The organism is Mycoplasma sp. 2248 (assembly GCF_034863245.1).
In the GTDB taxonomy this organism is placed as follows: Bacteria; Bacillota_I; Bacilli_A; order Mycoplasmatales; family Metamycoplasmataceae; genus Mycoplasmopsis.
Window position 1 is genome coordinate 1 of the sequence record NZ_JAYFFC010000003.1, and the last position, 17,519, is coordinate 17,519.

Consider the following 17,519-nt stretch of genomic DNA (forward strand, 5'->3'; position numbering starts at 1 on the left):
CTCCTATACAAAAAACACGAAATATGGATTGTCCATATTTCGTGTCCCAGTTTACAAAACACACATTTTTTTATAATATGGACACTATGATGGTTTTAATATTCAAGTGATTGATGCGAAAAGTGGTATCAATTCAAAATCAGATCGTAGAGGTAGAGCTCAGGAAGTAATTATCACAAATTATGATATTTAATTAGTAAGATTATTTTCTAAATAAACAAAATGAAAAAATATCTGCTTTTCTAATTTAGTTCAACCACTTTACTGAAGTGGCTTTTTAATTTTTTACATCATGTACACTATGTAAAAGCTATTTATTATGATCATAAAATAAAGTAAAATAATAATTATGTATAAACACGAAATTAAGGAAATAAAATCAAATTTAAAAAAGCTTAAAGTAGAAATATTAAACAACAGAGAACTAATTTATGAAGCTCTCAAAAAAGATTTAAATAAAAATCCCTTAGAAGCTGAAGCCACTGAAGTAGGTCAAGTTTTAAATGAACTTAATTTATATATTAGAAAGCTAAAAAGATGATGAAAAAATAAAAGAGTAACAAACTCAATTCAGACTTTTTACAGCAAGACATACATAAAAAGCGAACCATACGGAAATGTTCTAATTGTATGTCCTTGAAATTATCCATTCAATTTATCTCTCATTCCTGTTATTAATGCAATAGGAACAGGTAATAACGTAATATTGAAATTATCTGAATTATGTCCTAACACGAATCAAATTGTTAAAAAGATTTTAACAACTGTTTTCAATAGTGCACAAGTTAAAATCTATGAAGGAGATAAGGAAATAGTTGAACAAATTTACTCTGAAAATAAGATTGATTTTATTTTTTTTACAGGTTCAGAAAAAGTTGGACAAATTTATTATAAGAAAGCTGCTGAATTATTAATTCCATGCGTATTGGAATTGGGTGGAAAATCACCTCTTATTGTTGGGTACACAGCAGATATGGAAGAAGCAGCTAACAAATTGGTTTTAGGAAAATTACTTAATGCAGGTCAAACATGCATTGCACCAGATTATGTATTAGTACATAAAGAGAAAAAAGAAGAGTTAATTCAGGAAATTAACAATTCATACCATTCCATTTTTAAAGAAAAAAATGCGATGAATGAGGATATTGCAAGAATTGTAAATAAGGAACATTATGATAGATTAGTTAAATTAGCACCACAAGCTAAAAGGAATGAAGAAACATTACAATTTGATTTAAATATCTTAGAATTATCAGATAACACAACTCAGAAAGTTATGTCTGAAGAAATTTTTGGACCATTGTTGCCTATTATTACTTTTAATGAGTTAGACGATGCAGTTAAATTTGTAAATTCAAAATCTGAACCATTAACAGCTTACTTGTTCACGAGAAATAGTTATGAAATTAATAAAGTAACTAGTGAAATTAAAGCTGGCTCAATAGTAATAAATGATATACTTTTACAACTACAAAATAGACGTTTAGCATTTGGAGGTAGAGGTAAAAGTGGAATTGGTAAGTATAGAGGTAAAGCTGGTTTTGATACATTCACACACAAAAAACCTGTAATTTATAAAACACAAGTCTATAAAGAAAAGAGAACTTTAAAGATATTGCAAAATAAACCAAAAATACTCAAACTACTTCAAATTTTCAATAAATGATATTAGACATTTAGACCTACTAGATAGGTCTTTTTTATTTATTAAATTAATAATTTAATAAATAGGAATTATTATAAAATTAATAATATGAAAACAAAGGTAACAGCTAAGCTTATGTCGTCATTATCGGAGTGAGGACTATTACGTAAATGAACTATTAAGAATATGGTTTTTATAGCCATCTTGATTGCTATATCAGTTAGCTTTACCGTTGTTGCAGCTCAGTTAATGCCTATTGTTAATATTCCATCATTCAAATTCTCATTTATAGGATTACCTGTAAAAATCACAGGTTTTGTTTTTGGACCTGTCATTGGAGTTTTTGTCGGTGTTGTGTCAGATTTATTATCTTTACTTTTTGTTCCACCTGTTGGTTATAACCCGATGTACACTCTAGCGACAGCTATTAACGGTCTTATTTCAGGTATCTTTGGGCTTTACTTTGTGTCGTTTTTACAATATGCTTTCAGTAAGGAATATAGACTTGAAAGAATTTCAATTAAAATTACTTTATTAGCACAGAAATATAGAAAGCTTTCTAAAAATGAAACTACTATGGAAAAAGCTATTAAAGTTGGCGATAAGTTAATTAAACTTAATTCAAAAAGAGCATTCATTAGAGATGATAATTCAAAAGACATCTTAAAGAATGTTTATACCACTGCAGCAGTCTTTTTAATATCATTGGTAATTATTATAATAACTTACTATGTAGGTTTTTGAGTTCCAGATAAATATATTGAAAAAGGTTTAATTCCAAATCGTTGAGGATTACTTGCTTTAATGATTACAGGGATGTCATTATTACTTATTTTCATAATTGTCGCAAGATTCAAAATGAGGGTTGAGCGCTTCTTAATATTTGTCCCGATTATAGTGTTCTCTGCTTTCTTGGAACTTATTAATATACCAATTTTATCTCTCGGGGATAATATGAGTTTAGGAAATGGAGAAACAAAAGATATTTTCTTATGAATAACCCAACATATTATTTCCAGTCCTGTCAAGATTTGATTTAACGTTTTTGTTATTTACTATTCATATTCAATCATTATTAAGTTGATTAAGAAAAATTCAAAATTAGGATACTAATGAAAAATAAAGATCTTCAATTAACAATTTCAAATATCTTTATAAAAAAGAGTGAGGAGCAAGATAAATGGCCTTACTCTTCTATTTCTATTCCTGAAATTAAAATCTATTCTAATTCAAAAACAGCCTTCTATATTTCCAAAGATAACAAAAATTTAACTTATAAAAAAGTTAGAAACTTTGAACTTAAAGACAAGAATTCATTTTTAACCCTATATAACTACAATAAATTAATTGATGAAGCAGATAGATACGATAATACTAATGATTTCACAAATAGAAAGAAAGATTTAGATTATATTAGTGACTATTTTGACCTTCTCGATATTAGTGATGACGATGATAACAACATTCCTTTAGTCGATATTTGACTTAGTTGTTTATCAGTTGTTAAGAATAAAGATAAGCTTTTAAAAGAACAAAAAGTTTATGAGCAATTTGCTCACCCACTAAAAAACCTAACATATGGACACATAAGTGATTTCATTAACCACTTTAGCGAACTTTCAGATAACTTCAACGGTGACTTATCACACTTTTTCAACGCTGCTAAAGAAGCGTTTGTAAAAAAAGATAAACAAAACAAAGAAGTTCAATTAGGAAACATATTTTTCATTGCAAATGAGTTTAATAAAAACTTATTTAAAATCTTTATTGACTTATTCAAAGTAGTTTCAAAAGAATTTATAGATGTCTTAAACAACGTTGAAAATAATGCATTAAGTGATAAAAAAACTAAAATTCAAGAAAGTGAATACAAACTTGAATTTATTGAAAAGATTAATAGCACAAGTATTGCAAAAGTAGAAAACGATCTCAAAATTAGAGACTTAAAGTTTGAGATTGCATTTTACAAAGAATATAAAGAACAACTCAAAGCTTATTCTCGGAAATACATTTTTGCAACTATTAAACAAATTAAAAAACAAATTAATGTTTTTGAAATTCAATCAAGAATTGCAGTCTTTAAAAGTCCTGAATATTTTGATTGTATAAAAGATATTTTAATTAAAAAACAAGAGCTAAAACTTTGAGAGCAGAATTATTGAAATCTTAGATTCTTGAAGAAAGAAGATTTAGAACACCTTAAATCACAAATTGAGTCTGAAGTCAATATTTTCATCAATAAAAACTTTGGTGATATCAGAAATAAATATAAAAATACAACCGTAAGTAGGATTAAGAGTTTTATTTCTAGGGAATTTGATATTAATATCAATAGATTTATTAGTAAATCAAAAAGTAATTTTGAGTTTATTAAAAATCAAATTAGTAGCAATAAAGCAATAATTAAAACTATTCAATCTAAACGTTTTAACTATATATCAAGTTATAAAAATGAAGTTATGGTTCATGATTTTAGTCAAACGATTCAACTCGCAAATGCTGAATTAGAGTGAGAAACAAATACTCAAGAAAGATTGTTTAAGAATCTTATTAAAAATAAAGACAGGAAGCTCCAAGAATTTAATGCAAGTTATAAAAAGATTGAAAAAATGTTAGACAAAACAGTATCTGAACTTTCTGCTGTATTTAAAAATGATAATTCGGAAAACTTAACAAAAGTATTGAATAGTTTTGCTAATATTAAATTTTTAATGAAAAGCACTTGAGTTTCTAAGATGTTATCAGATTTAATTGATTTTTCTAAAACGACTACAGCACCTAAGTTTGAGTTTGTTAAAGATTTAAGTGCAATGTTTAAATTTGTCGAAACATTTGAAAACTCAGCAATCACACACCACAAGTATTTAGATAAATACAAAACTCTAGATACATTGGATAAAATTAAACTTAAAATTACAAAATTTGCATTGGATGAAATTAAGTTTTTATTCATCTCTGATGACATAAAAACAATTGCTCCTGAAGCTAGAAATGAATTCTATAGAGTCCTTTTCAAATTTGCTAATGCAAATAATATGAATATTATTATCATCACAGATGATCTTCAATTTATCAAAAATAGCTGTGATTATGTTTACTTCTTTGATGATACTCAAGTTCTTGAGTGAGGAAGGGTTTCTAAAGTATTTAACAAAACGATTTCACCACTTGTTAAAATGCTTATTGAAGGTAAAATTCAATCACTTAACTCTCAAACAAATTCAAGTTATGTTGAGTCATTTGTTAAAAGAAACTCATTCTCAATTGATGATAATTTAGATCATTATGTTTATTGTACTCTTAAAGAATTTCAAACCTGAACTCATGTTATTCAAACAGTTAATGTAGAAAGTTCAATTGATTTAGGAGAAACTCAGACTCATACTTCATTAGTTAATCCAGATTTAGTAAGTGTATTTAATGAATCGCAAGCTTTACTTACATCGCATGGAGTAAGTGTTAGAGAGAAAAAAGACAATCCAATTTTGGAAGACTTAACTCTCTATAATGAACTTATAAATAATAAAAATTTAGCTTCAATTTCGACAACTGAAGATGATGAAAATAATGAAGAATTAGCCTTTAGTTATGACGAGGGAACAAAATTGTAAAAACAACTTTGTATTTTGATTTTTAAAGTAAAATATTAAGCAAGGACAGAGGTACTTGCTTTTATTTTTTAATCGCAGGTTGAGAAATACTCTTATTAGCTGAACTGGGTAATGCCAGCGTAGCGAGTCTTTCTTTTTCGATGTCCTTTCATTCAAAAGAAAGGATTTTTTATTTCTATGAAAATAAAATCAAAAAGCTTACTATTTGGTGCAAGTTTACTTGCGCTAACAACATTACCAGCTGTTGCTGGTCAATGTTCTTCTGCAAGAGAAGATGAAAAAGTGACTACTTATACACTTTCTTTAATCAAACCTTATGGTATTGAAAATGCAGACACTTACAAAACTGAGTTAAATAATTTATTTAATTCAGAAATTCAAAAGATTGATAAATCAATCAAACTTAACATTAAGTTAGTTGAAGATGATTCATATAATGTTGCAAAAGATGAATTATTAAAAGGTGAAACTGATTTAGCTTTCATTAATTCAGGAACATTATTAAGCAAAAAAGATGAATTCATTTCAGAGAACTTATCAGTTGCACTTCAAACATTAACAAAACAATTTAAAGGCGACATTAAAGATGCAACTTATTCAAAAGATTCAGGTGCATCTTTAATGAAGATTGCAGATGCTGAAAGCATATACTTCAAACAAAAAGACTGAGGGAATGGTTGAAATGAACCTAAGGGAGAATGAGCTGAAAGCTACTACCCTAGATTTTATTCAAATGAATTAGTGCCATACCAAAGAGGATTAATTGCAATCGTTGCGACTCGTACTATGGCTGATGAAATTATTAAAGCTTGAAAAACTAAAGATTTAGAAAAATTTGTTTCATATGGAATAGGTATTGGTAAAAGTTCATCAGGAAGCAAATACCTATTACCAGAAGCATTATTCGCTAAAAACTTTAATACAGAAACAAACAAACCATTTGTTTCACTTGATCAATTAAGAGTTACATACTCAGGTAAAATAAAGCAAGCTAAATTAACTGAAGCTTCTACACAAGCTAATGCTAACATTCACATTTTCTTTGATAATGAAGGTTCTTACTCATATACAAAATATAAAGATAGTAAAGAGTTTTCATACAAGGTTAATCCAGAAGTTAGACCGGGTGAAGGGGAACAACAACAAGATATTTACTTCTTGACTGTGACAGACCCATTACCATACAATGTAGGAGTTTACAGTTCAAGAGTTACTGACAAAGCTAAAAAAGCTATTAACTCAGTGTTTAAATCATTATCAGAACAAAATAAAGATATCTGAGGACCTAAAAATGGTTTCTATGGATACAAGTCAATTGATAATGAACAAATAGAATATTGAAATAAATTAAGTGAGATTTAAGAATGATAAAGTTTAAAGATGTAGTAATTAAATATCAAGATAATGGAAATTTTGATCTAAAAGATCTTAATTTTACTATTCCAAAAGGCCAATTAGTTGGTCTAATTGGAAAATCAGGAGCAGGAAAATCAACAATCCTTAAATCCTTTTATGACCTTGACACTATAGCAAACGGTTCAGTCATTGTAGATGATTTAGATATTAAAAATTTAACGAAAAACCAAAAAAGAAAATATAAAAACCAAATCGAATATGTTGATCCTGATGGTTTAAATTTAGTTAATTACTCAACTTTTGATAATCTGAAATTTAATTACAAGCACTACAAAAACTTTATTTATAAGTTCTTTAAATTTATTGATAAGGAAAGAAGAGATAAAATTTGAAATCTTGCTGAAAGATTACAAATTTCTAACTTGCTCCTTGCACCAATAAATAAGTTATCTAGTGGTCAAAAACAAAGAGCTCAATTATTAATCAGTTTAATAAATGAACCACAAATTTTACTTGGAGACGAGCTCACAAGTAATTTAGATAACCAAAATTCACATAATGTTATGAAACTTTTAAAAGAGTTTTCTAAAGATAGATATACGATTATCGCAATTCATGATTTGAATTTAGCAATCCAATACTGTGATAAGTTAATATCGCTTAAACGAGGAAAAGTGGATAAAGTATTTATTAAAGATGAATTTGATAAAAAACAAATAGAAAGTTATTTTGATGAACCAAACCAAGTTAACAAAATATCAAAATAAGTCCCTTTTCAAAAAGTGAATATTAATATCAGTCGCACTTATTTTATTAATAGTCTCAATGTATTATTTAGGTTTCTTTTCTCCGGTTTCGAATCCAGGTTGAAAAAGAGCTGCTAAAAATTTTACAGATATGTTTTCATTTGAGTCATATAACAAAAACTTAACTGAAAACTTATGAGAATTAAACTTTAAATACTTTATCCAGACAGTCAAAACAATAACTTGTGGTAGCGTTTTAGGTTTTCTAGCAGCTTTATTTACAGGTTTTTTTGCTTCAACGAATATTCATAAACACAAATCAATACCTTTAATTATTAAAATAATTATCTTATTGCTAAGAGCTTTCCCTGTAATTGTGTTTTTATTGATATTTAAAATTTCCTTTGACCCTTATTTAGCTGCATTTACTATTTATTTCTGATTTACTTGATTATGATTGCACAAGTACATTAATGATTTAATAGAAGCAGCCGATACTAAAAAATATTGAAATGATATTGCAAAAGGATCTTCAAAATTAAAGTCATACTATACAAATATTGTATTAGTACTCAAAAATAAGTTTTGAGTCAACTTCTTCTTATCTTATGAATCAAACATAAGATGAGTTTCAGTTTTAGGTATTGTTGGAATAAATGGATTAGGGTTCTTTTTTGGTGATTTAAGTAAATACCAAAAAAATATAGGGATAACCTTATTCTTTATATTCTTGTTTATATTAATCAATGAAGGATTATTATTCTTCTTTAATAAAGTTTTATTTGTTAAACCTAACATTACAATTAATTCAAAAGCAGACTTAAATAAATTCAAATATAACTGAAGAAAGTATGTTTTCTGATTTATTTTGGCTATTTACTTTGGGATATTTATTTGAAGTTTAACAGGCTTATTCCATAGTAAGGTAGACGTAAAAACATTCTCACTATTCTTTAAATCGCTATTTATTTGAGACTTCAGTGATGTTGTGAAAACTGACATTTATAAAGATTATTTATACATTTTTATGTGTGCTTATGTGGCTGTAGCTCTTGCGTTTATTTTCGCAATAGCTTACTCATTTATATTGTCAGAAAACTTATTTAATTCATATCTTGTGTGATTTAACAAAACTATTTTGATAATTATCAAAATCATACCTGCAGTAATTTGATTTTATATGTTTAATCCACTGATGAAAAGTCAAGTTGCAATAACTTCAGCAATCTTAATTTCGTCATTTAGACATATGTGCAAGCAGTTTGCTGAATCAATTAACTCAATTGATAGAAGAAAAATTTCAAATATGCAAGCTCAGGGTAATTCGAAATGATTTATTTATAGAAACTTTATAATTCCACAAATTAAAAATCAAATAATTTCAACTAACTTATTTGAATATGAAAAGTCATTTAGAAATGCAATTATTTATGGAGCATTTGCGAATATCAGTATTTATAAAACTATTAATAAATATCAAGAGACTCAAGAGTATTCAAAAATTGTTCCATTAATATTGCCTGCTTATGTGTTTTTAATTATGTTGGAACTTGCGTATTTAATCTTCAAAAACAAAGATAAACTCAAGTTTTATATCAATAATTCAAAGTTATGAAATTCATTCAAAAAGCAGCAAAATTTTATTCCAAAATCGCAAGATTTACTATTCTTTAAAAAAGATTTTTAACAAAATTTTTTTAGAAAATTTTACAAAATAAATTTTTAAGCCTAGCACATAGGTTTAAAAATACTAAAAAATATCTTATGATTTCACTTAAAATGCTTTAAAATACACCTTTAAAAATTATATTTTTAATGTAAAATTTATATACCTTTTATATAAATTGTACATAGAGGTGTATTTTTTTATTCTTATTGAAGGTTTATCTGCAAGAAAGGAATGACAAATATGGAACAACACAATTACAAATTACGTAAATTTGGTCCAAAAACTTGAAGAAGAGATTACTCAGTCACAAAGACTACTCTTCCACTTTTTGATATTCTTGAAACAAGTAAAGAAAGTTTCGAACTTTTTATGAACAAAAAGATTCAAGAATGTCTTTTAGAAATTTACCCTATTGAAGCTGCTAACAGAGAAGTTAAGCTTGAATACAAAAAGGGTTCTGTTAGATTAGAATTACCTTTCAAAAAAATCACTAGTGAAAGTGAAGAAATCAAAAAAGCTAAAGCGAAGGGAATGAACTTTAGTGCAAAAGTTTTCGTTACTTTAAAAAGTGAAGTTAAAAACTCAGGTGAAATTAAAGAAGATGAAGTTTTACTTGGGGAAATTCCATACATGACAAGTGGTGGAAGTTTTATTATCAACGGTTCTGAAAAAGTTATCGTTAGTCAGTTAATTCGTTCACCAGGAGCATACTTCGGATTAGGTGTGCGTAACAAACAATCTGATGATCTTTTCAACAAATTAGAAATCTTACCTAGAATTGGTTCTTGACTTGAAGTTTCTCACAAAGTTACATCATCAACATTAGATGCAGTTAAGATTAAAATTGACAAAAACAAAAATGTTAACTTAGCTACATTCTTGGGGGCATTTGGTTTTTCACCAAAAACAATTAGAGATTTATTTGGTGAAAACAATGAATTACTTGATGAAACACTTAAGAAAGACAAACTTATCTTAAACTCAGAATTCACATCTGAAGAATTACTTGACGCGTGTCAAGAAGAACTTTTCAGAGGTTTAAGAAAGGGTGACCGTATTTCTGAAGAAGCTAAACGTTCATTATTACCAGGAATGCTTTTTGATAAGAAACGTTACAACTTATCTGTAACAGGTCGTCATATGTTAAATGAAAAACTTTCTTTAGTTGACAGAATTACAAACACATACTTAGCTAAAGATATTTACCTTAAAGGTGCAGATGAACCTGCATTTACAAGAGGAACATTCATTGACATTAGAAAAGCTAAAGAAATTCAAAACTTATTTAACGAAGGAAAAATTTCATACGAAAGAATTCCTGGAATCGATCCAGAAATTGTTTACCACCACGTTATTAAGATCAGCAAGGTGTTAGCAAAGAGAACACACATTGTTAAAGTTTGAGTTTACCCAACTAGAAAATGAATGGAAGAAAAACCAGAACAACCTGTTTTAGTAATCGGTAACGATCCAAAATCAGTTGAGCCACACTTATTAATTTCAGATATAGTTGCTGCAATTAACTACTACTTCAACTTAACAGATGGAATTGGTAAAGACGATGATCCAGATTCATTAACAAACAAACGTATCGTTTCAGTTGGTGAATTATTAGAAGGTCAATTATCAGTTGCTTTAACAAAACTTGAAAAAGCAACTCGTGAGCGTATGGGGGCTAAAGAAGCTGACAAGGTTACACCTAAAAATGTTACAAACAACAAACTTGTAACAAACCAAATGAAACAATTCTTTAACTCATCAAAACTTTCACAATTTATGGATCAAATTAACCCATTATCAGAAGTTTCAAACAAACGTCGTGTTACATCACTTGGGCCTGGAGGTCTTAACCGTGATACAGCTCAATTCGAAGTTCGTGACGTTCACGCAACTCACTACGGAAGAATTTGTGCTATTGAAACACCTGAGGGGCCAAACATCGGTCTTATCTTAAACTACGCAACATATGCAAAAGTTAATGATTTAGGGTTCTTAAAAACTCCATACTACAAAGTTAACAATGGGGTTGTAGATTACAACGACATTAGATACTTAACAGCTGCTGAAGAAATTGGATACTCATTTGCTCAATCATCAGTTCACGTTGATGATGACAACAACATTACAGACGACTTATTAACAATTAGACGTGATTACAGCTATATCATTGGTAAACCACATGAAATTGATTTCATTGAGGTTTCATCAAAACAAATTGTTTCTATAGCTGCTGCCGCTATCCCATTCTTAGAAAACGATGATGCCAACCGTGCACTTATGGGATCAAACATGCAACGTCAAGCAGTTCCATTAATCCAAGCAGAAGCTCCATATGTTGGAACAGGTATTGAGGCAGATATTGCTAAATACTCATCATACAACTTAAGAGCTAAAGGCGATGGGGTTGTTGATTTTGTTGATGGATCAAAAATCCACGTAAAACACTTTAAAGAAGTAAAAGATCCTAAAACAGGAGAAATTACAACAAAAGAAAGCTTTGATAAATATACACTTAGAAACTTTGAAAGAAGTAACCAAGGTACATTAATTCAACAAAAACCAATTGTTGAAGTTGGACAAGAAATTAAAGCTGGTGACTTATTAGTTGATGGTTCTTCATTCAAAGATGGAGAAATGGCTCTTGGTAAAAACGTTCTTGTTGGATTTACAACTTGAAACGGATACAACTTTGAGGATGCTGTTATCATCAACGAAAGATTAGTTAAAGATGATGTTTATACATCAATTCACATTGAAGAACAAACAATTCAATTCAGATCATCACGTGCTGGTGACGATATCTTAACAAACGACATTCCAAACGTTTCTAAATACTCATTAAGAAACTTAGATGAAAATGGTATTGTTAAAGTTGGATCAGAAGTTTTAGCTGGTGACGTTTTAGTTGGTAGATTATCACCTAAAGGAGAAGAAAACCCATCTCAAGAAGAAAAACTTTTAATGGCTATTCTTCAACAGCGTCCACAAACATCAAAAGATACATCTCTTAAAGTTAAAAACGGTCACAATGGTACTGTAATTCACGTTGAAGTTCTTTCTAGAGAAAAAGGTGATGTTTTAGAAGAAGGAATTGACAAGATTGTTAAGGTTTCTATTGCTCAAAAACGTAAAATCAAAGTCGGGGATAAGATGGCTGGTCGTCACGGAAACAAAGGGGTTATCTCAATCGTACTTCCTGAAGAAGATATGCCATACTTAGAAGACGGAACACCACTTGACATTATGCTTAACCCTCAAGGGGTTCCTTCACGTATGAACATTGGTCAAGTTCTTGAGCTTCACTTAGGAATGGCTGCTAGAAAATTAAATGTTAAATTCGTTACTCCATCATTCGATGGTATTAAGAAGTCAGACATTGAAGCTTGTTTAGAAGAAGCTGGATTAAACAAGAGTGGAAAACAAATTTTAATCGACCCTATTACAGGTAGAAAATTTGATAAACCTATCTCTGTTGGTGTTATGTATATGCTTAAACTTAACCATATGGTTGATGACAAGATGCACGCTCGTTCAGTTGGTCCATACTCACTTATTACACAACAACCTCTTGGAGGTAAATCTCAAAACGGGGGACAAAGATTCGGGGAAATGGAAACATGAGCTATCGAATCCTATGGAGCAACAAACGTTCTTCAAGAAATCCTTACATATAAATCAGATGACATCGCTGGACGTAATGCGTTATATAGTGCATTAGTATCAGGAAAACAATTACCTACACCAGGTATTCCAGAATCATTTAACGTTCTTTCATATGAACTTAAAGGTCTTGGGATGAAACTTGAAACAACTGAAGTAGAAAACTACGACAATGATTACGATGATAGTGAACAATATCACTATGTAGATTCACATGAAACAGGGGGAGATTGATATGAATAATTCAAATTTCGATGCTAAATCAGTAGAAGATAAAATCAATAAAATTACTCTCTCACTTGCAACAGATGAAGACATTTTAAAATGATCTCACGGTGAAGTTACAAAACCTGAAACAATTAACTATAAATCATATAAACCAGAAAAAGATGGTTTATTCGATGAACTTATTTTCGGACCTACAACAGACTACAAATGTCCTGTTTGTGGTACAAAATACAAAAAAAGTGATGAAAACTCAGTATGTACTAGAACACCTGCTTGTGAAAAATACAAACCAGTTATTTTACCTAAAATAACACGTAGAAGCAGAATGGGACACATCAAATTACACAACCCTGTTGTCCACTTCTGATTCTTCAAAATCGATCACTCAATTATTGCTAAATTACTTGGACTTAGAGTTGCTGACTCTTCAAAACAAGTAACAAAAGCAGACTTAGAAAAATTAATTTATTACAAATCACACATCGTTTTAGAAGATGGAGGTTTAGAGTCATTAAAGAAAAACACAATCATTGACATTAACGAAGCTGCAAACATTTATGAAGCTGCATTAATGGAAATGTTAAAAATGTATGATAAAGATACAGATGAATACGAAGACATCGCTACAGCTTTAGATGAACTAAGAACATATGCTGAATCTAAAATTGGTAAAGACTTCGGTATTGACTTCTATCAATACAACGAAATCATTCACGAATATTCAGATGCTAAAATTGACACAGGTTCAAAAGCAATTGAATATTTATTAACTCACATTGATTTAGAAGAAGAAGCTAAAAAAGTTCAAGCTGAAATTGATTTAATTAACCAAGAAGCTGATGAGAATGGAAATCTTTCTTCAACAAAAGAACAAGAAAGAGGAAAACTTTACAAACGTTTAACAATCATCAACTCATTTATTAAATCAGGTCAACACCCAAAAAATATGTTGATTTACAACTTACCAGTTATTCCAGCTGACTTACGTCCATTAGTCCAACTTGATGGTGGAAGACACTCAACAAGTGATGTTAATGAACTTTACCGTCGTATCATTATCAGAAACAACCGTTTAGCTAAATGAAACGAAGCTGATGCTCCTATGTTAATTAAACAAAACGAGTATCGTATGATTCAAGAAGCTGTTGATGCTTTAATTGACAACAACAGAAAGAAACCTACACCAGTTACATCAAAAGATGGACACCCTCTTAAATCTATCTCTGATGCACTTGTTGGTAAAAAAGGTCGTTTCAGACAAAACCTTTTAGGAAAACGTGTTGACTATTCAGGTCGTTCAGTTATAGTTGTAGGACCAACTCTTAAAATGCACGAAGTTGGTATCCCAAGAGATATGGCTGCTAAATTATTCGAACCTTGAATTATCAAAGAATTATTAGAGAATGAAACTTCAATCACATCTGTTAAATCAGCTAAGAAAATGATTGACTCATTAAACCCAATCATTTGACCATATGTTGAAAAAGCTATTGATGGAAGACCAGTTCTTTTAAACCGTGCTCCTACATTGCACCGTTTATCAATTCAAGCATTCCAACCTGTTTTAATTAGAGGAAAAGCTATTAAATTACACCCATTAGTAACTACAGCGTTCAACGCCGACTTCGATGGGGACCAAATGGCTGTTCACGTTCCTATTTCAGATCAAGCTGTTAGAGAAGCTCGTGAATTAATGTTAGCTTCTAAAAACATCCTTGGACCAAAAGATGGAGAACCTATCATTAACCCTTCACAGGATATGATTTTAGGTCTTTACTACTTAACTATTGAAAAATCAGGACAACCTAATGAAGGTAAAATCTTTGCTAACTATGAAGAAATGATGTTAGCTTATGAAAATGGTATTGTTAACTTACATACAAGAGTTGTGTTACCAGTTTCTGAATTAGATAAAAATTCAGTTAAATTACATACATCAAATCCTTACATTTTCTCAACAGTAGGTAAATTCATCTTAAACAAAGTATTCCCATCAGATTTTGAATTTATTTTTGGTAAATCAATAGTAAGAAAAGAAACAGTTAATGCAGATGGCTCAATTTCAGTTTCTGAAAAAGAAAGATTAGACACATCAGAAAATGCATTAGACAAATACACAATGCCTTATGGAACAAACTTTGCCGAATATCTTAAAGATATCCCTGTCAACTTGGGATTAAACAAAAAAGACATTGCAAAAATTGTTCTTAATGTGTACAAAAAATATGTTGCCGTTGTAACAATGGAAGACATCGCAGGTGTTATTGATTCTACAGATGTAAACAACTTTGAAAGTCGTTTCAATGACTGTGCTGCATTAATTGACTATGCAGGTGAACGTATTCCTACAATTCACGCAACAAACATTTCAAACTTCATTAAAGAAGAATTCGAAAGAATCAACTTCATCATTGGTACAGATGAAGAAACACACAAACTTAAGAGACAATGAAACATTAATGACTACACATTAGTGTTAGAAAGAGTTTGGTTCAGATATACAAACTATGTTGCTTCTATTCTTGACAATATCAAAGAATTAGGGTTCAAATATTCAACAATATCAGGAACAACTATTTCAATGAATGATATTACAACATTAGATACAACAGCTCAAAAGATCAAAGAAGGGGAAGAATACACAGACCAATTAAAACAATTCTTCCTTGAAGGTTACTTAACAGATGATGAGCGTTACAGCTTAACAATTCAAAAATGATCACAAGTTAAAGAATCTATTGAAAAAGATCTTAAAGAAGTTACAAAATCAGATATTGATAACCCATTATTTATGATGTTCACTTCAGGGGCTCGTGGAAACTCATCTAACTTTACACAGTTAGCTGGTATGCGTGGACTTATGAGTAACAACACTAAAGTTCTTAAAGCCGATGCTGAAAACGACCGTGTTGTTCGTTCAACAATTGAAGTTCCTGTTAAATCATCATTCCTTAGTGGACTTAGTGCTTACGAATTCTATTCATCAACTCACGGGGCTCGTAAGGGACTTACAGATACAGCCCTTAACACAGCTAAATCAGGGTACTTAACACGTAGACTTGTTGACGTTGCTCAAAGTATTGTTGTTAAAGAAGTTGATTGTGGTTCAGACTTTGGATTTGTTGTAAAAGACATTAGAGATACAAAAACAAACACAGTTATTGAGTCATTACAAGAAAGAATCGAAGGAAGATTCACAAACAAACCAATTATTGATGCAAATGGTCACATTATTGTTGATGCAAACACATTAATTTCAGCTGAAATGGCTGACAAAATTGTTAACTTATACAACATTGACCAAGTTGAAATTCGTTCAGTATTATCTTGTCATACAAGAAATGGAGTTTGTGTTCACTGTTATGGAAAAGACCTTGCAACAAACCGTTTAGTTAACATCGGTGAAGCTGTTGGGGTTGTTGCTGCACAAAGTATCGGGGAACCTGGTACACAGCTTACAATGCGTACATTCCACACCGGAGGGGTTGCCGGGGTTGAAGATATTACAGGAGGATTTGGACGTCTTCTTGAACTTATCGATGCCTATGAAAAACCTTGAGGAAAACCTGCTGTTATCTCACCTGTAACTGGAACAGTTGTTTCAATTGCACCAGCTAGAGATAAAAACGGAAAAGAAAATGACATTATGCTTGTTGAAATTGAAACAACAAGACCAAATGGACAAAAAGAAATCGTTACAACATCAGGTAGAGTTTCTCAAAAATTACGTGTTAAAGTTGGACAAACACTTAGACCAGGACAAAAAATCTTTGAAGGACCAATTATTATTAATGACCTTCTTGAAGTTGCTGACACACGTGCAGTTCAAAACTACTTATTAAAAGAAATTCAAAGACTTTACCGTTTACAAGGTATTACAATTTCAGATAAGTACATTGAAATCATTATTAGACAAATGCTTTCAAAAATTATGATTACAGACCCAGGAGATTCAAAATTCTTCACAGGAAGCTTAGTGGATACATTCATCTACCAAAAAGAAAATGGAAGATTAATTGCTCAAGGACTTAAACCAGCTTATGGTCAAGTTAAAATCCGTGGAGCAAAACAAACTCCTTTATTAAGTGACTCATTCTTATCAGCTGCATCATACCAAGAAACAGCTAAGATTCTTGTTAACTCATCAATCGCAGAAAGAGTTGATAACTTAGACGGTCTTAAAGAAAACATTATTTTAGGTCACAAAATTCCTGCTGGAACAAACTCAAATTACCAACTTAAAGGTAAATATGACATTCGCGACCCACGTTCATACTTCACAAACAAAATTATCTTAGATGATACACTTGAAGATGAAAATGGTAATGTATACATTTCAGAAGACTTTAACAAGTACACATCAGACTTATTAAAAGAATCTGAAAAAATGGGTGACTTAGACGAAGTTTTAAGTGACTTAGCACAAGAAAACGAAGAATTACAAAACTCATTTGAAGATTCATATGCATCTGATGATGATTATGAAGAAGACTTCGTAAACGAATAATTTGAAAATCAGAGATTCAGTTCTCTGATTTTTTATTTAACTTCTCAAAAACTAAAAGCATAGTCTGCAAGCTGTAAAAGTTTAAATATACAAACAT

General features: G+C 30.1%; 7 protein-coding genes, 1 pseudogene and 1 riboswitch. All 8 genes and pseudogenes read left to right on the forward strand.

Annotated elements, in window-relative coordinates; translation table 4 throughout:
* Positions 1-349 precede the first annotated feature (349 nt).
* On the forward strand, positions 350-1,672 hold the full coding sequence (locus tag VBM91_RS01140; RefSeq protein ID WP_323189008.1) for an aldehyde dehydrogenase family protein: 1,323 nt from the start codon (positions 350-352) through the stop codon (positions 1,670-1,672).
* A 108-nt stretch (positions 1,673-1,780) separates the two neighbouring features.
* Entirely contained in the window at positions 1,781-2,758 is a 978-nt protein-coding gene (locus VBM91_RS01145; RefSeq protein ID WP_323189009.1) for an ECF transporter S component, read from the forward strand.
* Positions 2,758-5,256: an MAG1360 family OppF-related protein gene (locus VBM91_RS01150; protein WP_323189010.1), complete on the forward strand. Its 2,499-nt coding sequence runs from the start codon at positions 2,758-2,760 to the stop codon at positions 5,254-5,256. The genes VBM91_RS01145 and VBM91_RS01150 overlap by 1 nt, the downstream gene beginning before the upstream one ends.
* Before the next feature lie 37 nt (positions 5,257-5,293).
* A riboswitch (TPP riboswitch) is annotated at positions 5,294-5,399 on the forward strand.
* 34 nt (positions 5,400-5,433) lie between these two features.
* Entirely contained in the window at positions 5,434-6,618 is a 1,185-nt protein-coding gene (cypl, locus tag VBM91_RS01155; RefSeq protein WP_323189011.1) for an ABC transporter thiamine pyrophosphate-binding lipoprotein p37/Cypl, read from the forward strand.
* Positions 6,619-6,620: 2 nt separating this feature from the next.
* Positions 6,621-7,379 (forward strand): ABC transporter ATP-binding protein, encoded by a 759-nt coding sequence (locus VBM91_RS01160; RefSeq protein ID WP_323189012.1) that lies wholly within the window; start codon positions 6,621-6,623, stop codon positions 7,377-7,379.
* Positions 7,380-7,437: 58 nt separating this feature from the next.
* On the forward strand, positions 7,438-9,045 hold the full coding sequence (locus VBM91_RS01165) for a hypothetical protein (RefSeq protein WP_323189013.1): 1,608 nt from the start codon (positions 7,438-7,440) through the stop codon (positions 9,043-9,045).
* A 222-nt stretch (positions 9,046-9,267) separates the two neighbouring features.
* Complete coding sequence (locus VBM91_RS01170) at positions 9,268-12,930, forward strand: DNA-directed RNA polymerase subunit beta (protein ID WP_323189014.1); 3,663 nt, start codon at positions 9,268-9,270, stop codon at positions 12,928-12,930.
* Positions 12,923-16,877, forward strand: a pseudogene (locus VBM91_RS01175) (DNA-directed RNA polymerase subunit beta'); the annotation flags it as partial. The gene VBM91_RS01170 and the pseudogene VBM91_RS01175, both read left to right, overlap by 8 nt.
* Positions 16,878-17,519 lie beyond the last annotated feature (642 nt).